The organism is Cryobacterium sp. TMT2-18-2 (assembly GCF_004402245.1).
GTDB lineage: Bacteria > Actinomycetota > Actinomycetes > Actinomycetales > Microbacteriaceae > Cryobacterium > Cryobacterium sandaracinum.
Genome location: NZ_SOFU01000036.1, coordinates 86,281 through 104,627, shown reverse-complemented (window position 1 = coordinate 104,627; position 18,347 = coordinate 86,281). Strand labels below are relative to the sequence as shown.

At 67.7% G+C, this 18,347-nt stretch carries 20 protein-coding genes; 5 read left to right on the top strand and 15 right to left on the bottom strand.

Annotated features, from left to right (window positions below; translation table 11 throughout):
- Positions 1–13 precede the first annotated feature (13 nt).
- Genes E3O22_RS11665 through E3O22_RS11655 form a run of 3 tightly spaced genes read left to right on the top strand, consistent with a single transcriptional unit; the run spans position 14 to position 2,665 of the window.
- Entirely contained in the window at positions 14–994 is a 981-nt protein-coding gene (locus E3O22_RS11665; RefSeq protein WP_134395191.1) for a branched-chain amino acid ABC transporter permease, read from the top strand.
- Positions 984–1,898, top strand: a complete 915-nt coding sequence (locus tag E3O22_RS11660) for an ABC transporter ATP-binding protein (RefSeq protein WP_104171788.1) — start codon at positions 984–986, stop codon at positions 1,896–1,898. Before E3O22_RS11665 ends, E3O22_RS11660 begins: the two co-directional genes overlap by 11 nt.
- On the top strand, positions 1,895–2,665 hold the full coding sequence (locus E3O22_RS11655; RefSeq protein WP_104171787.1) for an ABC transporter ATP-binding protein: 771 nt from the start codon (positions 1,895–1,897) through the stop codon (positions 2,663–2,665). Before E3O22_RS11660 ends, E3O22_RS11655 begins: the two co-directional genes overlap by 4 nt.
- Before the next feature lie 213 nt (positions 2,666–2,878).
- Here E3O22_RS11655 and E3O22_RS11650 read toward each other — a convergent pair whose 3' ends face one another.
- The 4 genes from E3O22_RS11650 to groES form a co-directional block, all read right to left on the bottom strand.
- Positions 2,879–4,174: an ABC transporter substrate-binding protein gene (locus E3O22_RS11650; protein ID WP_134395105.1), complete on the bottom strand. Its 1,296-nt coding sequence runs from the start codon at positions 4,172–4,174 to the stop codon at positions 2,879–2,881.
- A gap of 125 nt (positions 4,175–4,299) precedes the next feature.
- Positions 4,300–5,031: an ABC transporter substrate-binding protein gene (locus E3O22_RS11645; protein ID WP_134395106.1), complete on the bottom strand. Its 732-nt coding sequence runs from the start codon at positions 5,029–5,031 to the stop codon at positions 4,300–4,302.
- 46 nt (positions 5,032–5,077) lie between these two features.
- On the bottom strand, positions 5,078–6,007 hold the full coding sequence (gene rarD, locus E3O22_RS11640; RefSeq protein ID WP_134395192.1) for an EamA family transporter RarD: 930 nt from the start codon (positions 6,005–6,007) through the stop codon (positions 5,078–5,080).
- A gap of 101 nt (positions 6,008–6,108) precedes the next feature.
- Positions 6,109–6,405: a co-chaperone GroES gene (gene groES, locus E3O22_RS11635; RefSeq protein WP_066597535.1), complete on the bottom strand. Its 297-nt coding sequence runs from the start codon at positions 6,403–6,405 to the stop codon at positions 6,109–6,111.
- A gap of 127 nt (positions 6,406–6,532) precedes the next feature.
- Here groES and E3O22_RS11630 point away from each other — a divergent pair, with 127 nt between their 5' ends.
- Positions 6,533–7,732: a methyltransferase domain-containing protein gene (locus E3O22_RS11630; protein ID WP_134395107.1), complete on the top strand. Its 1,200-nt coding sequence runs from the start codon at positions 6,533–6,535 to the stop codon at positions 7,730–7,732.
- 25 nt (positions 7,733–7,757) lie between these two features.
- On the opposite strand, the gene E3O22_RS11625 is transcribed toward E3O22_RS11630, so the two are convergent.
- The 10 genes from E3O22_RS11625 to glmS form a co-directional block, all read right to left on the bottom strand.
- A complete protein-coding gene (locus E3O22_RS11625; protein ID WP_134395108.1) occupies positions 7,758–8,168 on the bottom strand; it encodes a DUF4190 domain-containing protein in 411 nt (136 codons plus the stop codon).
- Between the two features lie 19 nt (positions 8,169–8,187).
- Complete coding sequence (locus E3O22_RS11620; protein WP_134395109.1) at positions 8,188–8,751, bottom strand: DUF4190 domain-containing protein; 564 nt, start codon at positions 8,749–8,751, stop codon at positions 8,188–8,190.
- A gap of 97 nt (positions 8,752–8,848) precedes the next feature.
- Positions 8,849–9,217: a DUF4190 domain-containing protein gene (locus tag E3O22_RS15945; protein WP_166784637.1), complete on the bottom strand. Its 369-nt coding sequence runs from the start codon at positions 9,215–9,217 to the stop codon at positions 8,849–8,851.
- A gap of 139 nt (positions 9,218–9,356) precedes the next feature.
- The gene (gene tsaD / locus E3O22_RS11610) at positions 9,357–10,469 is read right to left on the bottom strand and encodes a tRNA (adenosine(37)-N6)-threonylcarbamoyltransferase complex transferase subunit TsaD (RefSeq protein ID WP_241976623.1); all 1,113 of its coding nucleotides are present in this window, start codon (positions 10,467–10,469) and stop codon (positions 9,357–9,359) included.
- Entirely contained in the window at positions 10,466–10,975 is a 510-nt protein-coding gene (gene rimI / locus E3O22_RS11605) for a ribosomal protein S18-alanine N-acetyltransferase (protein ID WP_134395111.1), read from the bottom strand. The genes tsaD and rimI overlap by 4 nt, the downstream gene beginning before the upstream one ends.
- A gap of 2 nt (positions 10,976–10,977) precedes the next feature.
- Positions 10,978–11,610 carry a tRNA (adenosine(37)-N6)-threonylcarbamoyltransferase complex dimerization subunit type 1 TsaB gene (gene tsaB, locus E3O22_RS11600; protein WP_134395112.1) on the bottom strand — a complete coding sequence of 211 codons (633 nt, stop codon included), beginning with the start codon at positions 11,608–11,610 and terminating at the stop codon, positions 10,978–10,980.
- Between the two features lie 126 nt (positions 11,611–11,736).
- On the bottom strand, positions 11,737–12,258 hold the full coding sequence (gene tsaE / locus E3O22_RS11595; protein WP_134395113.1) for a tRNA (adenosine(37)-N6)-threonylcarbamoyltransferase complex ATPase subunit type 1 TsaE: 522 nt from the start codon (positions 12,256–12,258) through the stop codon (positions 11,737–11,739).
- The gene (alr, locus tag E3O22_RS11590; protein WP_134395114.1) at positions 12,258–13,436 is read right to left on the bottom strand and encodes an alanine racemase; all 1,179 of its coding nucleotides are present in this window, start codon (positions 13,434–13,436) and stop codon (positions 12,258–12,260) included. The genes tsaE and alr overlap by 1 nt, the downstream gene beginning before the upstream one ends.
- Positions 13,433–13,789 (bottom strand): holo-ACP synthase, encoded by a 357-nt coding sequence (locus E3O22_RS11585; protein ID WP_134395115.1) that lies wholly within the window; start codon positions 13,787–13,789, stop codon positions 13,433–13,435. Before E3O22_RS11585 ends, alr begins: the two co-directional genes overlap by 4 nt.
- A gap of 59 nt (positions 13,790–13,848) precedes the next feature.
- Complete coding sequence (glmS, locus tag E3O22_RS11580) at positions 13,849–15,699, bottom strand: glutamine--fructose-6-phosphate transaminase (isomerizing) (RefSeq protein WP_134395116.1); 1,851 nt, start codon at positions 15,697–15,699, stop codon at positions 13,849–13,851.
- Positions 15,700–15,732: 33 nt separating this feature from the next.
- On the opposite strand from glmS, the gene coaA reads away from it, so the two are divergent.
- Entirely contained in the window at positions 15,733–16,689 is a 957-nt protein-coding gene (coaA, locus tag E3O22_RS11575) for a type I pantothenate kinase (RefSeq protein ID WP_134395117.1), read from the top strand.
- 291 nt (positions 16,690–16,980) lie between these two features.
- Here the strand turns inward: coaA and glmM are convergent, their stop codons facing one another.
- The gene (gene glmM, locus E3O22_RS11565) at positions 16,981–18,342 is read right to left on the bottom strand and encodes a phosphoglucosamine mutase (protein ID WP_134395119.1); all 1,362 of its coding nucleotides are present in this window, start codon (positions 18,340–18,342) and stop codon (positions 16,981–16,983) included.
- Between the last annotated feature and the right edge of the window lie 5 nt (positions 18,343–18,347).

The window sequence follows — 18,347 nt, the reverse complement described above, 5'->3', positions numbered from 1 at the left end:
AGGGCATCCGATGATCGACTGGGGAGCAATCTTTAGCAACGCAGCCGTCGAGCTGATCAGCCCGACCACCGCCGCCTACGCCCTCGCGGCACTCGGGCTGGCGATCCACTTCGGATACACCGGCCTCCTGAACTTCGGCCAGGCCGGCTTCATGGCCCTCGGAGCCTACGGGTTCGCCATCTCCACCCTCAGCTTCGGTTTCCCCGTCTGGGGTGCCGTGCTGGTGGGGGTCGGCGCATCCATCGTTTTCGCCCTGGTCCTGGGCATCCCGACGCTCCGCCTGCGCGCGGACTACCTCGCGATCGTGACGATCGCGGCGGCCGAGATCGTGCGCCTCCTGTTCACGACGAACACGTTCCAGTCCATCACGGGTTCCGCGAACGGCCTGAGCGGCTACAAGGGCGGTTTCGCCGGCCTCAACCCGATCCCGGAGGGGCGCTACGGCTTCGGCCCCTTCGAGTACAACGAGTATGACTGGTGGCTGCGCATCGTGGCCTGGTCGATCGTGGCCCTCGCCTGCCTGTTCACCTGGCAGATCATGCGCAGCCCGTGGGGTCGCGTGATCAAGGGAATCCGTGAAGACGAGGATGCTGTGCGCGCGCTCGGCAAGAACGTCTACTCCTACAAGATGCAGTCCCTGATTCTCGGTGGCGTGTTCGGCACGATCGCCGGAATGATCTTCGTGCTTCCCCGTGCCGTGGTGCCCTCGAATTATCAGACGTCCCTGACGTTCTTCATCTACGCGATCCTCCTGCTCGGCGGCGCGTCGACGATTCTCGGGCCGGTCATCGGCTCGATGGTCTTCTGGGTTCTGCTCTCCTTCTTCTCCGGGTTCATCGCCCGAGCAGTGGAGGCAGGCTGGATCCCGTTCATCACCAGCATCCAGGCCGGCCAGCTGCGCTTCATCCTGGTTGGAGTGGCGATCATGCTTATAGTCATCTTCAGACCGCAAGGCATCTTCGGAAACAAGAAGGAGTTGGCCTTTGTCAAATAACACCGTTCCCAGCAACAAGCCGGTCAAGTCGACCGACCTGCACATCGGCGAGGCCGAACCGGGCTGCAAGAAGCGCGACCCGATCTTGGTTGCCGACGGCGTGAGTCGAACCTTCGGCGGTCTCAAGGCCGTCGACGTCGACCACGTCGAGATCCCGCGCGGCGCCATCACGGCGCTGATCGGGCCCAACGGAGCCGGCAAGACCACCCTGTTCAACCTGCTGACGGGCTTCGACAAGCCCGACACCGGGTCGTGGACCTTCGAGGGTCGCCCACTGTCGGGGATGCCCGCGTTCAAGGTGGCCCGGATGGGCCAGGTGCGCACTTTCCAGCTCACCAAGGCGCTCGGCCTGCTGACCGTCATGGACAACATGCTGCTCGGCGCCAAGGGCCAGGCCGGCGAGAACCTGTTCCGGGCGATCTTCCCCTTCTTCTGGGCCAAGCAGGAGGAGGCGAATAGGGTGCGGGCCCTCGATATCCTCGAACGGTTCAAGCTCGACACCAAGAAGGACGACTACGCCGCCAGCCTCTCCGGCGGGCAGCGCAAACTGCTCGAGATGGCACGGGCGTTGATGAGCGAGCCGAGCCTGGTGATGCTCGACGAGCCGATGGCCGGGGTGAACCCGGCACTGACGCAGTCGCTACTGGACCACATCCTCAACCTGAAGGCGGAGGGCATGACGGTTCTCTTCGTCGAACACGACATGCACATGGTGCGCCACATCGCCGACTGGGTCATCGTGATGGCCGAGGGCCGCGTGGTCGCCGAGGGCGACCCGCACGAGGTGATGCGTAACCCCGCCGTGATCGACGCCTACCTGGGTCAGCACCACGACGAGGACCTCGGCGAGGATCCGGCCGCCGAAACAGAACGTGTGGAAGCCATTAAGGAGTTGCTCGATTGACGAACACCAGCCCTGCCGCCGCGCCGGCCTACACCCCCACCGGGCAGCCCGTCGTCGAGGTCAAGACGGTGACGGCCGGCTACCTGCCGGGCGTCAACATCCTCAACGCCTGCTCCCTGACCGCCTACGACGGCGAGCTGATCGGGATCATCGGCCCGAACGGCGCCGGCAAGTCCACGCTGCTCAAGTCGATCTTCGGCCAGGTCAAGGTTCGGGAGGGTGAGATCCTGCTTCGCGGCGAGAACATCACCAACCTCAAGGCGAACAAGCTCGTGGCCAAGGGCGTCGGTTTCGTGCCCCAGACGAACAACGTCTTCCCCACGCTCACGATCCAGGAGAACCTGGAGATGGGCATGTTCCTGAAGCCGAAAGGCCTGACCGAACGCCTCGAGTTCGTCACGGAGATCTTCCCGGAGCTCGGGAAGCGTCTGCAGCAGCGCGCCGGATCGCTGTCCGGCGGGGAACGCCAGATGGTGGCCATGTCGCGGGCGCTGATGATGGGCCCGCACGTGCTGCTGCTCGACGAGCCGAGCGCAGGCCTCTCCCCCGTGCGCCAGGACGAGGCTTTCCTGCGTGTCAAGGAGATCAACAAGGCCGGCGTGACCACGATCATGGTGGAGCAGAATGCGCGCCGATGCCTGCAGATCTGCGACCGCGGTTACGTGCTCGATCAGGGCCGTGACGCCTACACGGGCACCGGCCGCGAGCTGCTGAACGATCCCAAGGTGATCGGCCTCTACCTCGGCACCCTCGGCCAGGACGACTAGCCGGAGCCGCCCGCACCGACTGCCCCGCACGACGAAGCGGCGCCCGAGATCTTCGGGCGCCGCTTCCGTGTGTCCGGTGCTCCGGATCCGGTGACGCCGCTGGTGTCCGGGAGGGGCGTCACCGGGTGACGGCCGTCACCGGGCGAACGAAGAAGGGCCCCGACCGAAGTCGGGGCCCTTCCAGATCGAATGCTGGTCAGCGACGAATCGTGACTAGTTGATGCGCTTGTACGTGTTGTCTTCGAGGTACTCGTAGACGCCGATGGTCGCCTCGGTCGGGTCGCCGTTCTCATCGAACGTGACCGGGCCGGAGAAGCCGTCGTAGTCGACCTGGTCGCCGTCCGCGAGGGCCTTAGCCGCCGCGGTGAAGTCGGAGACCGTGGTGCCGTCGCCGGTTCCCCCAGAGACCTGGCGGAGGTGCTTGGAGATGGCCTCACCCGAGACGTCGTTGGCCGCGTAGGCCGCCAGCGCGACGAGCATGACGGCGTCGTAAGATTCTGCCGCGTAGCTGAAGTCGGTCAGGGTGGGGTCGATCTCCTTGAGACGATCGGTGAAGTCGCCGAGCGTTCCCACGTCGAGGCCGGGCAGCGTGCCCTTGGCACCGGTGATGATGCCGGCGTCGAAGTCCTTGCTGTAGTCGGACAGGTTGCCGTCCACGAAGTACAGGTTGCCACCGGGGAAGCCGGAGCCGACCAGTGCGGGGGTGATGACCTTGGCCTGGTCGAACGTGATCAGGGCGATCGCGTCGGGGTTGGCGGCGGTCACTTCGGAGATCTGAGCGGCGAAGTTGGAGTCACCCTCGTTGAACAGGGACGTGGCGACGACCTCGCCGCCCGCAGCCTCGAAGGCGGTCGTGGTGGACTCGGCCAGGCCGGTGCCGTACGAGTCGTTGAGCACGATCAGGCCGAGGGTGCTGTTGCCGTCGTCGGCGATCTGGGTGCCCAGGACTTCACCCTGCAGCAGGTCGGACGGGGCGGTGCGCCAGTAGAGGTCCTTGTCGGCATACTTCGTGAAGTCCGCCGAGGTGTTGGCCGGGGAGAACTGCACGACGCCCGCGCCGGTGATCTGGTCGATCACGGTCTTGGAGACGCCGGAGGATGCCGCGCCGATGATGGCGGAAACCTTCTGCGAGAGAAGGTCGGTCACCGAACCGGTCGCGGTGTCCGTCGTGGTGTCGCCGGAGTCACGGAAGATGGCCTCAACGGTCAAGCCGAGGTTCGCGTCGTTGATGTCCTTGACGGCCAGGGCGACGCCGGCTTCTTCGGGCGGGCCGAGGAAAGCCAGGGCACCACTCTGGGGAAGGATGGTGCCGATCTTCAGGGTCAGGTCGCGGTCGCCGGCCGTGATGGCCTGGGCGTCTCCGCTCGCGGCGGGGGCTTCCGATGCAGCCGGCTCAGCGGTGTTGCTGCTGCAGCCGGTGAGCAGAAGTGCACTGACGCCGACGAGGGCGACTCCAGTGACGACTGCCCGAACTGAGCGGGAGGCCGAGGCCTTCGCGAATACGCTCATGTTGCTCCTTGGGACTAGGAATGAGAAATGACAGCGGTCGATTGACTGCCGTTCTGTCACATTATTGACAGGAATCGCGCGAAACAAGGCAACCGGGTTACATCCGTGTAACGCAGACCAAATCGTTACGATCGGCGGCCGGTGACGCCCTGATAGGCGATCTGTTGCGCATCGGCCAGCGCGGCCGCACATTCTCCCCAGGATGCGCAGGCGAACGCCCCGGTACTCACCTGGTCGAGAGCGGGCCTGATCGACGCCGCACCGTCGTCTCCGGCCCGTGCTGCTGCCAGGGCGCTCAGGACAACTCCGTCATAGGCTTCACCGCCGCCGGCAGTGTCGACCAGCCCTGGATCGAGGGTGCGCAGGCGCGCAGCGAAGCCGTCACTGGCGGCCAGCGGCGTGCCCCCGTTTGCGAAGTCGCCGAGCCACAGCAGTACCACCGGCGCCGCCGCGACGGCGGCGGCCAGATCGCCCGGCATCGGAACGGTGGCGTCCCACAGCACGACGTCGACGCCACGGGCCAACAAGTCGGTCAGCGACGTCGCCGGGTCGACGGCGGAGTCGCGGTGGATGATCTCGATCGGAGTGCCGAGAATGCGGCCCTGCTCGGTGATCTCGCGGGCGGCCAGTTCGGAGCCGGCCACCTGTGCCGCACCACTGGCCGCCGACGGGCCCGTCATGGGGAACAGGGTTCCGAGGCGCACGGTACCGTCACCGGACGGAGCCACCACGACGGACGCGGCGGCAGCGGGCTCGACTACGGGCGGCGCGACCTCGGCCCTGCATCCGGACAGCAGGAGCACGCAGGCGAGCGCCCCGACGAGGTGGACGGGCAGGGAAGTCGACGCAGTGCGCATCCGGTGTCCTTTCACGTACGAGGTGCGTCCCCGAGCGTAGCGGGGCTCAGACCGGTTCAAGGGACGCACGCCGGGGCGCGCGTCCGGTGAGGACCATGTCGGTCGTGAGAAGGACCAGCGCCACCCAGACCAGTGCGAAACCGACCCAGCGCTCGGGAGGCATGGGCTCGAGCAGCACGAAGACGCCGACCAGGAACTGCAGGATCGGAGCGAAGTACTGGATCAGACCCATGTAGGTCAGAGGCAGGCGCCGGGCCGCGGCGGCGAAGAACAACAGCGGCACGGCGGTCACAACACCTGCTGCCAGCAGCCCCACGGTATGCCAGGTGGACACGCTTCCGAAGGTGAGACCGGAGACGGAGGCCACCACGATCAGCTGCACCACGGCGATGGGTGCGAGCCAGACCGTTTCGAGGGTGAGTCCGGCGACGGCATCGACGTCACGGCCGACCCTTTTCTTGATCAAACCGTAGAAGCCGAACGAGAACGCGAGGATGAGTGACACCCACGGCAGCGAGCCGTAGCCGACGGTGAGCACGACGACGGCCCCGAGGCTGATTCCCACGGCTACCCACTGCAGCAGGCGCAGACGCTCGCGCAGCAGAATGACGCCGAGGAACACGGTCACGATCGGGTTGATGAAGTAGCCGAGGGCTGCCTCGACCACGTGGCCGCTGAGGGCGGCGAAGACGTAGGTCTGCCAGTTGACGAAGATCAGGAGGCCGGCCAGACCCATCGTGAACACGATGCGGGGCCTCCGCAGCAGCGCGAGGAAGGACTTCCACTTGCGCGTGACCGTGATCAGCAGTGCGCAGAACACCAGAGAGAAGAGAACCCGCCAGGCCACGATCTCGAAGGCACCACTGGGCGCGAGGAGCAGAAAGTAGAGCGGCAGGGCGCCCCAGAGGGCGTAGGCGAGGACCGCGTAGATCAGTCCCTTGCTTTGCTCCGACCGCGCCGGGCGGGCCGCGCGGATTTTCCCGGGTGAAAGAGGGTCTTGCGCCACAGCGGACCTTTCTTAACGACGAATCCCGGATGGCCAGGGCCATCCGGGATTCTACCGTTGCGTGGGTGTGGCTAGCGAACGACGACTGCGAGCACGTCGCGGGCCGACAGGACGAGGAGGTCCTCGCCACCGAACTTGACTTCGGTTCCACCGTACTTGGAGTAGATCACCTTGTCGCCGACGGCGACGTCGAGTGGAATGCGGTTGCCGTTGTCGTCGATGCGGCCGGGGCCGACTGCGACAACTTCGCCCTCCTGGGGCTTTTCCTTGGCGGTGTCAGGAATGACCAGACCTGATGCGGTGGTCTGCTCTGCGTCGACCTGCTTGATGACGATGCGATCCTCGAGCGGCTTGATGGAGACCGACACGGTTGACCTCTTTCTTAGCTAAGACATAGTTAGCAGACTCACAGCGAGAGTGCTAAGACGAGTTTAGGGCGCATCTGGCACTCACGCAACGTGAGTGCCAGATGCGCCGTGTTGATAGGTTTGCACGATGGAACGCTCAGAGCTCGTCGAGCTGTTATCGCCGGGCGGTTTGCGCCTGCTGGACTCGTTGCCGCCGTACGACCCGGCCGCCGACGTCGTGCGGGTGGTGAGCGAACTCCGCAAGGCCGGACACAGCCCCGACCTGGTCACCGCGGTGCTCAGCCAGTCCCGGCTCCGCGCCAGGGCCGTGCCCAAGTTCGGCGAGTTCGCCGGCCGCATGCTGTTTACGGAGGCCGGCCTCGAGCAGGCCACCCGGTTGAGGGTGGCGGCGCTGCACGCCGGCCGCTTCGCGGGCGCGTACCTGGACCGGGTCGTCGACCTCGGCTGCGGCATCGGAGGCGACGCCATGGCCCTGGCCGCCATGGACCTCACGGTCACGGGGGTGGACGCCGACGAGGTGACCGCGACCGTCGCCAGCTACAACCTGGCTCCGTTCGAGAACGCGAGCGTGCTGCACTCGTCCGCGGAAGACATCGACCTGGCTGGCTTCGACGCCGCCTGGCTCGACCCGGCCCGGCGCACCGCCGGGCACTCCAACACCTCGCGCCTGACCCGGCCGGAGGACTACTCCCCCCACCTCGATTTCGTCTTCGGTCTCAGTGAGCGGATGCCCGTCGGCGTCAAGCTCGGGCCGGGCCACGACCGCGAGCTGATCCCCGCGGAGGCCGAGGCGCAGTGGGTCTCCGTGGACGGCAAGCTCGTGGAGATGGGGCTGTGGTTCGGAGCACTGGCACGCGCCGGCATCCGTCGCTCCGCCCTGTTGCTCGGCCGAACCGGGATTCACGAACTGACCGCGCCCCACGACAGTACGGATGCCCCGGTGGGAGTGCTGGGCGACTACCTGTACGAGCCGGACGGCGCGATCATCCGTGCACGTCTGATCGGGGACCTGGCCCGGTCGCTCGACGCGTCGATGCTGAGCGAGGGGATCGCGTACCTCACCTCCGAGACCCTGCACCGCACGCCCTTCGCCACCGCATTCCGGGTGCTCGAGGTGCTGCCCGTCGACGAGAAGAAGCTGCGGCTGGCCCTACAGGAACGCCGCATCGGCACTCTCGAGATCAAGAAACGCGGCGTGGACGTCGACCCGGCCACCCTGCGCACCCGACTGAAGCTCAAGGGCCCCGAGTCGGCGACGCTCGTGCTCACCCGGGCCGCCGGTCACCGGGTGGCTCTGCTGGTGGAGCGGGTTCCGCCACTCGACTAAGGCCAGCGGCGAAGGACAGCGCGGCTCAGCCGGGCACGACCGTCAGCACCTGCGTGACGATCAACACCCACCCGACCGCGAGGACCAGCCCCGCCAGCCCGGTCCACAGCCCGTAGGCCCACACGGTGCCGGCACGGCGCTCGGTCAGGCGGGCCATCACGGCCAGCACGACCGCGGCCAGGGAGAGCGCCGCGCCCCAGACGCCGAAGACCGCGATCAGCAGCCCGAGCAGCCCGAAGACGAGCGATGCGATGGACAGCCCGCTCCGGTCTGCCTGCGCGCTCAGCTCGCTGTCGGTGTAGACGTACGGCACCCATTCGGTGGGGGCTGTGATGGTCGACGCGTAGTCCAGCTCCCCCGGAGCGGGCGCCGGAGGCCGGGTGAGGTCGACCCGGAAGTCATCGTTGCGGGACCAGTCCCGTTCCTCCCCAACCATCCCCGCTGCTATCTTCCGCTCAGTACGACGAGGTAGGGATGGTGGCGAAGAAGACAGACCAGATCACGATACTGACCAGTGCCAGCCCGACGCCGATGAACCCCGTGATCAGCCCGGTCAGCCAGAAGCCCCTCGCCTGCGGCTCCTTCGACTTGCCGAGGAAGCCCAGGACGACCGCGGCGGCGGGGATGAATAGTCCGAGGATGCCACCCACAATCGGGAGGAACACGATCGGCGAGCCGAGCACGCCGATAACGCCGGCGACCAGCGCCAGGATGCTGAGAATCGGCTGCTTCGCGGCGACCGCACCGTAGGGCGACGAATACGCGTCGCCATAGGCAGGTGCCTGGGTCATCGTCGGGGCGCCGTAGCCGGGCGGCTGGGTCGGGCCGCCGTAGGAGGGCGGGACGGAGGCCGGCGGGGTCGGGCCGTTGTACGCCGGCGGGGCGGCAGACGCCCCCTGCTCGTCGCGCGGGATATCGGGGACCTGTGGCACGTCGGGCACCTGCGGTACGCCGGGCACCTGCGGCACGTCAGGCACGCGGGGCACGTCAGGGTTGCTGGGGTTGTTGGAATCGCTCATGCGAATTCATTCCTTTCCGGACGACGGGGTGGCGTCGCTGGTTGCATATCGGGTCACGGGCCATCGACGCGCAGGGTTTCTGCCCGTGGCCACCGGGTCAGTAGGTATTGAGCAGGGTCGGGTCGTTCGCGATCGCGATCATCAACGGGATCAGCAGGACGACGGCCAGGAGCTGAGCCGCCAGGCCGGCGTAGCCGACAATGAGGCCGGCGATCGCGAGTCCCCGTCCCTTTTCTCCGGTCTTCCCGATCTGACTCAGACCGATGTGGCCGGTGATGATGCCGACCAGGGAGATCCCGAGCACCGAGGTCACGAGCGACACGATGGACAGCACGTTGTACTTCTCGGACGGGCCCTGCGGCGCGTAGGGCTGGGGGTAGCCCGGCTGGGCGTAGGCCGGAGCGGCCTGCGCCGCCGGCGGCTGGAACATGGGCGGGCTAACCGGCGGCTCGTTGGGGTCGGTCATGTCGATTGCTCCTTCGGGAATGGTGCATCTGGGCTGCCGATCTGGCTCCCAGTCGGACAAGGTGTTGATCGCACGAACAAATGTCGCCTGCCGAAGCCAGAATACCCGTCCGGTGGCGAAATACCGGTGGGAGGGGGTTTCAGACTTGGATCTCGGAGACCGGAAGAGTGGAGTCCGCCCCGAACTCCAGTGACGACGGCGCATGCCCGGCCATGATCAGCTGCGCCCCGAGGGCCGCGATCATGGCGCCGTTGTCGGTGCAGAGCGACAGAGGCGGGATGCGCAGGGCGATGCCGGCGGCGTTCGTGCGCTCCTGGGCCACCTGACGCAGCCGAGCGTTGGCGATCACGCCGCCCCCGAGCAGGAGCCTCGGCACACCGAGGTCGACGCAGGCAGCGACGGCTTTGGTCAGGAGGATGTCGACGACCGCCTCTCGGAAACTGGCGGCCACGTCGGCCAGCGGCACCGGCTCATCCGCGTCGCGTCTCTGCTCGACCCAGCGCGCGACCGAGGTCTTGAGCCCGGAGAACGAGAAGTCGTACCGGTGTTTCGCCATGTCCTTGGTCTGGCTGAGACCGCGGGGGAAACGGATGGCGGCGGGATTGCCTTCCCGCGCGGCCCGGTCGATCTGGGGTCCGCCCGGGTAGGGCAGGCCGAGCAGGCGGGCCACCTTGTCGAAGGCCTCGCCGGCCGCGTCGTCGATGGTCTCGCCGAGCAGTTCGACATCGGAGACCAGATCGCGCACCAGCAGCAGTGAGGTGTGACCGCCGCTGACGAGGAGTGCAACGGTGGGGTATTCCAGCGGCTCCGTGGAGTCGTCTGCGCCGAGTCGAAGCACATCGGCCCCGACGTGACCGACCAGGTGGTTGACCGCGTAAATCGGTTTGCCGAGAGAGATGGCGAGTGCCTTGGCCGCGCCGACCCCGACCATGAGCGCGCCGGCCAGACCGGGGCCGCAGGTCACGGCCACCGCATCGATGTCCTGCAAACGGATGCCGGCCTCCAGCGCGGCCGCCCGGATCGCCGGAACGAGCTCCTCCAGGTGCGCGCGCGCGGCCACCTCCGGCACGACTCCGCCGTAGCGGGCGTGTTCGTCCATCGACGACGCGATCGTGTTGGAAAGCAGGGTGGTTCCGCGGACGATTCCGATTCCGGTCTCGTCGCAGGAGGTCTCGATGCCGAGCACGAGCGGGTTGGCGGGGTTCTGCGCGGTCATCGCGTTCAGGGTGGTCTGCGCGTTCAGGGTGGTCATTCGGTGGCCTCCGGTGCGGCCTCTGCCGGTGTCATCTGCATCTCGGCGTCAGGCACGTGCAGTCGCATCACGATCGCGTCGACGTTGTCGGGCTGGTAGTAGCCAGGGCGGATGCCCAACTCCTCGAAGCCGAGCCGGCGGTAGAGCTCCTGGGCCGGCGGGTTGTCGGCCCGCACCTCGAGGAACACCTCGCGCATGCCCCGCTTCCGGGCCTCGGCGATCAGGCTGAGCATCAGGGTTCGGCCGAGGCCGTGACCGCGGGCCTCTTCGGTGACCGCGATGGTCTGAATGTCGCCCTCGCGCGCTCCCTGCAGGGCCTGCAGCCCGGCGTAGCCCTCGATTCGGTCGGGCTCATCGGGGGGGAAGGCCACCAGGTAGTAACAGTTCGGATTGACCACGTCCTGGGCCATCGCCTCGGCGGACCACGCGTCGTTGACGAAGATACGGGTCTCGAGCGCCATGATGGCGTCCACATCGGCGGCCCGGGCGCGCCGCAGCTGCCACATGATCAACTCACCCGTTTCGGGCCGTTGGACACGGTGACATCCGGCGAGCGCAGGTAGAGCGCCGTGTCGGCGGCGAACGGGCGCTGGTGGGCCCACATCAGTTCGGCGACCTGCCCCAGCTCCCCGGCGGACACGGCGACCGCGTCGAAGCGGGGCACCCCAGCATGCGCCCAGTCGGGCTCCCGCAGCACGGCCGGCCGGGCCACGCCAGGACCGTCGACCCGGATCGGAAGACCCACGGCATCCGCCCCACTGTACACAGACCAGTTCACCTCGCGGCGACGGGCATCGGTGACGACGACGAGCGGACCGGTGTGGCCGGCCTGATAGCGGCCGAAGGCGAGCGCATCGTGGCTGACGACGGGCACGAAGGGAACCCCGGCGCCCAACGCGAAGACCCGCGCGGCGGCGATGCCCACCCGGAGGCCGGTGAAGGGGCCGGGACCCATGCCGCCGACCACCGCGGAGAGGCTGCTGATCGGCACGGCCGCGTCGCTGAGGCAGTCGGCGATCAGGCGGCCGACCACCTCGGCGTGGCGCATAGTGTCGTCGGTGGCGTGTTCGGCGATGACGCCTCGGGCGAGATCCACGACCGCGACGCTCGTTCCGGCGGAAGTATCGATGGCGAGAAGCACGTTACCAGCCTATTCGCTGTGTCCAATGCGCTGCGCCGCCGATGTGCTGTGCCGCCGATGCCTGCTCGTCGGCCGCCGTGAACGAATTCGACGGAGATTTTGGGCTCTAGAGCCGAATCGTGCCCGTCATGGGCCTGTCGGAAAGCAATCTCCGTCGAATTCGTTCGGCCAGCGGGGGCCGTGCGGTGTGACCGTGACCGTGCGCGGCTCGTCGAGGTCGAGCACCTCGGCCTCGTCGGCGACGACGGATGTGGCCGCCTGCGAGGCCCCGACGGGCCGTTCGATCTCGATATCGAGCCAGGATTCGGCGATACCGTTGAGCATCCCGCGACCCCACTCGACCACGACGATCGACCGGGCGAAATCGATGTCGAGGTCATCCAGCTCGAGGGCGCTCCCGAGCCGGTAGGCGTCGACGTGCACGAGCGGGGGTCCTCCGATCGTGCTGGGGTGGGTGCGGGCCAGTACGAAGGTGGGGCTGGTGACCGAGCCGCGCACCTGCAGACCCTCCCCCAGGCCGCGGGTGAAGGTCGTCTTTCCGGCGCCGAGGGGCCCGGTCAGCACGATCAGGTCGCCGGCCTGCAGCAGCCCCGCGACCGCGCGGCCGAACTCGTGCATGCTGTCGGCGTCGGGGATGACGGCGCGCATCAGCGCGAACCGCCGCCGGGACGAACGCAGCCACCGGGCCGGGTGCCGCCCGCCGCGCCGTCGACCGCGTTCCGGTAGCTGCGGGTAACTCGGCGGCCGATCCGGGTAACGATCTCGTAGTTGATGGTACCGGCGGCGTCGGCCCAGTCGGTCGCGCTCGGCACACCGGTCTCCGGGTTGCCGAACAGTACGACCTCGTCGCCGACCGTCACACGTTCCTGGCCGACGCTGACGACGAACTGATCCATCGCGATGCGCCCGACCAGCGGATGCGAGCGTCCAGAGATGTCGACCCACGCGGTTCCGGAGGCCTGGCGGGGCACGCCGTCCGCGTAGCCGAGTGGCACGAGGGCGAGGTAGCCGTCGACCGGTGCCCGCCACAGGTAGTCGTAGGACACCCCGGCCCCCGCAGCCACGCGGCGCACGGCGGCGATGCGCCCCCGCAGCGTCATCACCGGGATGAGGCCCAAATCCTGCGACGTCTGGTCCGCGAACGGCGACAGACCGTAGATGCCGATACCCACCCGCACCATCGAGAAGCGGGCGGCCGGCACGCGCAGCGCCGCCGCGGTGGACGCCAGGTGGATCAGAGCCGGGGCCAGCCCGGTGCCGGCGGCGAGAGCAACACCGCGTTCGAAGCGCTCGATCGCCTCGGCGTCGTCGACCGGGGACGCATTCGACAGGTGGCTGAAAATACCGGTCACGGTCAGGCGGCCGGCCCGCTCGAGCTGGGCCGCCAGAGCGAACGTCTCGGCCCAGTCCGGTTCGTTCACGCCGTTGCGGTTGAGCCCGGTCTCGAGCTTGAGGTGGACCTCGGCCACGCGACCGAGAGCGGCAGCGGCCTCGGCGACCTGGCGCAGCTGCCGCGCCGAGGACAACCCGAGGGTGATGTTCCGGGTGATGGCGACGGTGAAGTCGGCATCCGGATCGTGCAGCCAGGCCAGGACGGGCGCGTCGATGCCGGCGGCCCGCAGCTCGAGCGCCTCGTCGACGTCGGCCACCCCGAGCCAGTCTGCGCCCGCGGCGAGCGCGGTACGGGCGACCGGCACTGCCCCATGACCGTAGGCGTTCGCCTTGACGACGGCCATCAGGTGCGGGGTGCCGGCCACCTGCCTGAGGTGCGCGACGTTGGCGTAGACCGCGCCCAGGTCGACGACGGCCTCGCGGTATCCGGTCATGCCCCGCCCTCCGCGACCACGAACGCACAGGCCACCCCGGCGTCGTGGGTCATGGTCAAGTGCACCGTGTCGATGCCGCGGGCCGTCAGTGCCGCCGCGGCAGCCCCGTGAAGCACGAATCCTGGGTTGCCGTGCGCGTCGGTCACGACGTCCATCTCCTGCCAGCTGGCGCCGGCACTGTCGCCGAGCGCTTTGATCAGTGCCTCCTTGGCCGCGAAGCGCGCGGCCAAGGAGTGCATCGGCAACCCGCGCTCGGCTTCCGTGAAGAGCCGGGGAATGAGCCCAGGCGTGCGCAAGACCTGCCGTTCGAAGCGAGCGAGGTCGACGATGTCGACCCCAATGCCCCGGATCATCCGGCCAACCCTTGCACCCTGTGCTGCACCCTCCGGCTACTCCGACTCGAGGACTGGCGCTACTCGACCGTGACGGACTTCGCCAGGTTGCGCGGCTGGTCGACGTCGAGGCCCTTCACCGTGGCGAGCTCCATGGCGAAAATCTGCAGCGGTACGACCGCGAGGAGCGGTTCGAACAGCGGCGAGGCCAGCGGGATGCGGATGACGGTGTCCGCGAACGGCAGCACCGCGACATCCCCTTCTTCGGCGATCGCGATGATGCGCGCGCCGCGGGCCCGGATCTCCTGGATGTTCGAGACCACCTTGGGGTGCAGGTGGGCGGAGCCGCGTGGGCTCGGCACGATGACGAAGACGGGCTGGCCGGGCTCGATCAGCGCGATCGGGCCGTGCTTGAGCTCACCGGCGGCGAAGCCCTCCGCGTGGATGTACGCGAGCTCCTTGAGCTTGAGCGCACCCTCGAGCGCGATCGGGAAACCCACGTGGCGGCCGAGGAACAGCACGGCGCGCGTGTCGGCCATCCAGGTGGCCAGCTCGTGCACGGTCGACTCCTGCAGCAGCGTGGTCGCCAGCTTGTCCGGGATGGCCTGGAGCTCGGCGATCTGCACGGCGCACTCTGCTTCGCTGAGGCTGCCGCGCACCCGGGCCAGGTGCAGGCCGAAGAGGTAGAGGGCGGCGATCTGGGCGGTGAAGCCCTTCGTCGAGGCCACGGCGACCTCCGGGCCGGCGTGGGTGTAGATGACGGCGTCCGACTCGCGGGGGATGGTGGCACCCTGCGTGTTGCAGATCGAGATGGCCTTCGCGCCCGCTTCTCGGGCGAACTTGACCGCCATCAGCGTGTCCATGGTTTCGCCGGACTGGCTGATCGAGATGACCAGGGTCTCAGGGTTCAGCACCGGGTCGCGGTAACGGAACTCGTGGCTGAGTTCGATGTCGACCGGAACCCGGGTCCACTTCTCGATGGCGTACTTGGCGACGTAGCCGGCGTTCGCTGCGGTGCCGCAGGCGACGACCACGATGCGACGGATGCCGGCGAGCACGTCGTCTCCGAATTCGGTCAGCTCGGGAACGACGGCCTGGCCCTCATGGATGCGCCCGCGCAGGGTGTTGCGCACGGCATCCGGCTGCTCGGAGACTTCCTTGGCCATGAAGCTGGACCAGCCGCCCTTCTCGGACGCGGAGGCATCCCAGGCGATGTCGAACTCTTCGACTTCGACGGCGTTGCCGTCGAAGTCGGTGACGGTGACGAGGTCCGGCGTGATCGTGACGATCTGGTCCTGGCCGATGGCGACCGCGCGGCGGGTGTACTCGACGAAAGCGGCGACGTCGGAGCCGAGGAAGTTCTCTCCGTCGCCCAGGCCGATCACGAGTGGTGAGTTGCGGCGGGCGCCGACGACGATGCCGGGCTGGTCTTGGTGGACGGCGAGCAGGGTGAAGGCCCCGTCGAGGCGGGAGACGACAGCCCGGAACGCTTCGCCCAGGTCGCCGACGCGCTGGTATTCCCGGCCGAGCAGGATCGCGGCGACCTCGGTGTCGGTCTCACTCTCGAAGGTGAATCCCTCCGCGAGGAGTTCGTCCTTGAGCACGGAGAAGTTTTCAATAATTCCGTTGTGGATAAGGGCCAGCTTGCCGTTGTCACCCAGGTGCGGGTGCGCATTCACGTCATTCGGCGCCCCGTGGGTGGCCCACCGAGTGTGTCCGATACCGGTGTTCCCATTATTAATCGGGTTCGCCTCGAGCTCGGCGGCAAGAACGGCCAGTTTGCCCGCCCGCTTAGCGGTATTGAGAGTACCTTCGCTGTCGATGACAGCGATCCCCGCGGAGTCGTACCCCCGGTACTCGAGTCGCCGCAGACCTCCCATCAGGACCTGAACGCTCTTGTTATCTCCGACGTATCCAACGATTCCACACATGACTGCGATATTAGTCCGAGTAAGCTCGGTGAAATGTCCGATCCGGTTGCGAGTCCCTGGAACAACGGCCACAGCACTCCTTTCGTCGAACTGGACCGGGCTGACTGGGCCGCCCTCGCGCCAACCACCCGGCTTCCGCTGCGGGAGACGGAGATCGTGCAGTTGCGGGGGCTGGGTGAGCCGCTCGACCTCAATGAGGTGACGGATGTCTACCTGCCGCTCAGCCGCCTGCTCAACCTCTACGCCGCCGGTGCACGGCAGCTGCACCGCGCCACGAGCGACTTCCTCGGAGAGCGCGCCCAGCGCACGCCGTTCGTGATCGGGGTCGCCGGATCGGTCGCGGTGGGCAAGTCCACCATCGCCCGCTTGCTGAGGGAGCTGCTGGCCCGCTGGGAGGACACCCCGCGGGTCGAACTGGTGACCACCGACGGTTTCCTGCTGCCTAACGCCGAACTCACCCGCCGGGGCCTGATGGACCGAAAAGGGTTCCCGGAGTCTTACGACCGGCGGGCCCTGCTGCGCTTCGTGGCCGCGGTCAAGAGCGGTGCCGCCGAGGTGCGGTCGCCGTTCTACTCACACCTCAGCTATGACATCGTGCCCGACGCCCAGATCGTGGTGCGGCAGCCGGACATTCTGATCGTCGAGGGCCTCAACGTGCTGCAGCCGCCCGGACCCGGCCATGGCCTCGCCGTCAGCGACCTCTTCGACTTCACCGTATACGTGGACGCCCGCACGCAGGACATCGCCCGCTGGTACGAGGAGCGTTTTCTCAAGCTGCAGCGCGGCGCATTCAGCAATCCGAAGTCGTACTTCCACCGGTACGCGAGTATGACCGAGGCCGAGGCGCGGAGCCGCGCCCGGGAAATCTGGACCGAGATCAACGAACCGAACCTGCTGCGAAACATCCGTCCGACCCGCTCTCGGGCGACCCTCGTGCTGCGCAAGGATCCGAACCACTCCGTCTCCAAGGTGCTGCTGCGTAAGGTGTGACCCGCCGTGTGCCACCGCACAGTGTGCTCCGCCGTGTGTCACCGCACGGGCATCCTCGACGTCCGGGCACTCCGGCTGTGAACCAATTCGACGGAGATTTTGGCGAAAAGCCGGTTTCTCTGGCTGTTTCGGAACGATTCGGGCAAAATCTCCGTCGAATTCGTCAGGGGTGCGGGGCAGAGCGGGCGCGCGGGGCGCGGCCGAAAACGAGAGTGCGGGGCCCGCGGCCGAGAACGAGGGTGCGGCCCCGGGTGCGGCCGCGGCCCCGGGTGCGGCCGCGGCGAGAACTCTCTAGAGGGCGAGCTGCAGGCGCACGATGTCGGCCAGCTCGTTCGCGAGCCGGTCGGCGGTGCCCTGATCGGCCGCTTCGACCATGACGCGCACCATGGGCTCGGTGCCCGACGGGCGCAGCAGCACCCGTCCGGTGTCCCCGAGCTCGGCCTCAGCGGCGCGGATAGCCTCCGCGATGACCTCGTTCGATTTCAGCCCGTGATGGTCGATGCCGCGCACGTTGACCAGGATCTGCGGGTAGACCGTCATCACCGAGGCGAGCTCTGCGAGGGTCTTGCCGGTGCGTGCCATTTCGGCGACCAGGTGCAACCCGGTCAGGATGCCGTCACCGGTCGTGGCGAACTTGGTCATGATCACATGACCGGATTGTTCGCCGCCGAGGGACAGCCCGTCGACGTTGAGTTCTTCGAGCACGTATCGGTCGCCGACCTTGGCCTCGATCATGCGGATGTCGTTGGCCGCCATGGCCTTACGCAAACCGAGGTTGCTCATCACCGTGGCCACGAGCGTGCGGTCCTTCAGAACCCCGCGCTCGGCCATGGAGACAGCGAGGATCGCCATGATCTGGTCACCGTCGACGACGTTGCCGTCGCGGTCGACGGCCAGGCACCGGTCCGCGTCGCCGTCGTGGGCGATTCCGACGTCCGCACCGGCCTCGAGGACGGCACGGGAGAGGTTGTCGAGGTGGGTGGAGCCCACCCCGTCGTTGATGTTGTTGCCGTCGGGGTCGGCGCCGATGACCGTGAGCGTGGCACCGGCATCCGTGAAGACCTGCGGCGATACGCCGGCGGCGGCACCGTGCGCGCAGTCGAGCACGACGTGGATGCCGTCCAGGCGGTGCGGCAGCGTTCCGAGCAGGTGCACGACATAGCGGTCCTCGGCGTCCGCGAAGCGGCTGATGCGACCGACGTCTCCGCCGATCGGCGTGAGCATGTCGAGCGACAGATGCTCTTCAATGCGGTCCTCGACGTCGTCGGGAAGCTTGGTTCCCCCGAAGGCAAAGAACTTGATGCCGTTGTCGGGAGCGGGGTTGTGCGAGGCGGAAATCATCACGCCGAAATCTGCGCCGATATCGGCGATCAAGAAAGCCGCGGCTGGAGTCGGAATGACGCCCGCGTCGAGCACGTCCACACCGGAGCTCGCCAGGCCGGCCGCGACCGCGGCCGAAATGAATTCACCGGAGATCCGAGGATCCCGGGCGAGCACCGCGACGGGACGACGGCCCTCTGCGCGACGCAACTCCGCGCGGCGGCCCTGCGTGAGGACCGCCGCACTGGCCTGGGCGAGGGCCAGAGCCAGGCCAGCCGTGAGATCACGGTTGGCCAGACCCCGGACGCCGTCCGTGCCAAATAGTCGAGGCATTTTTT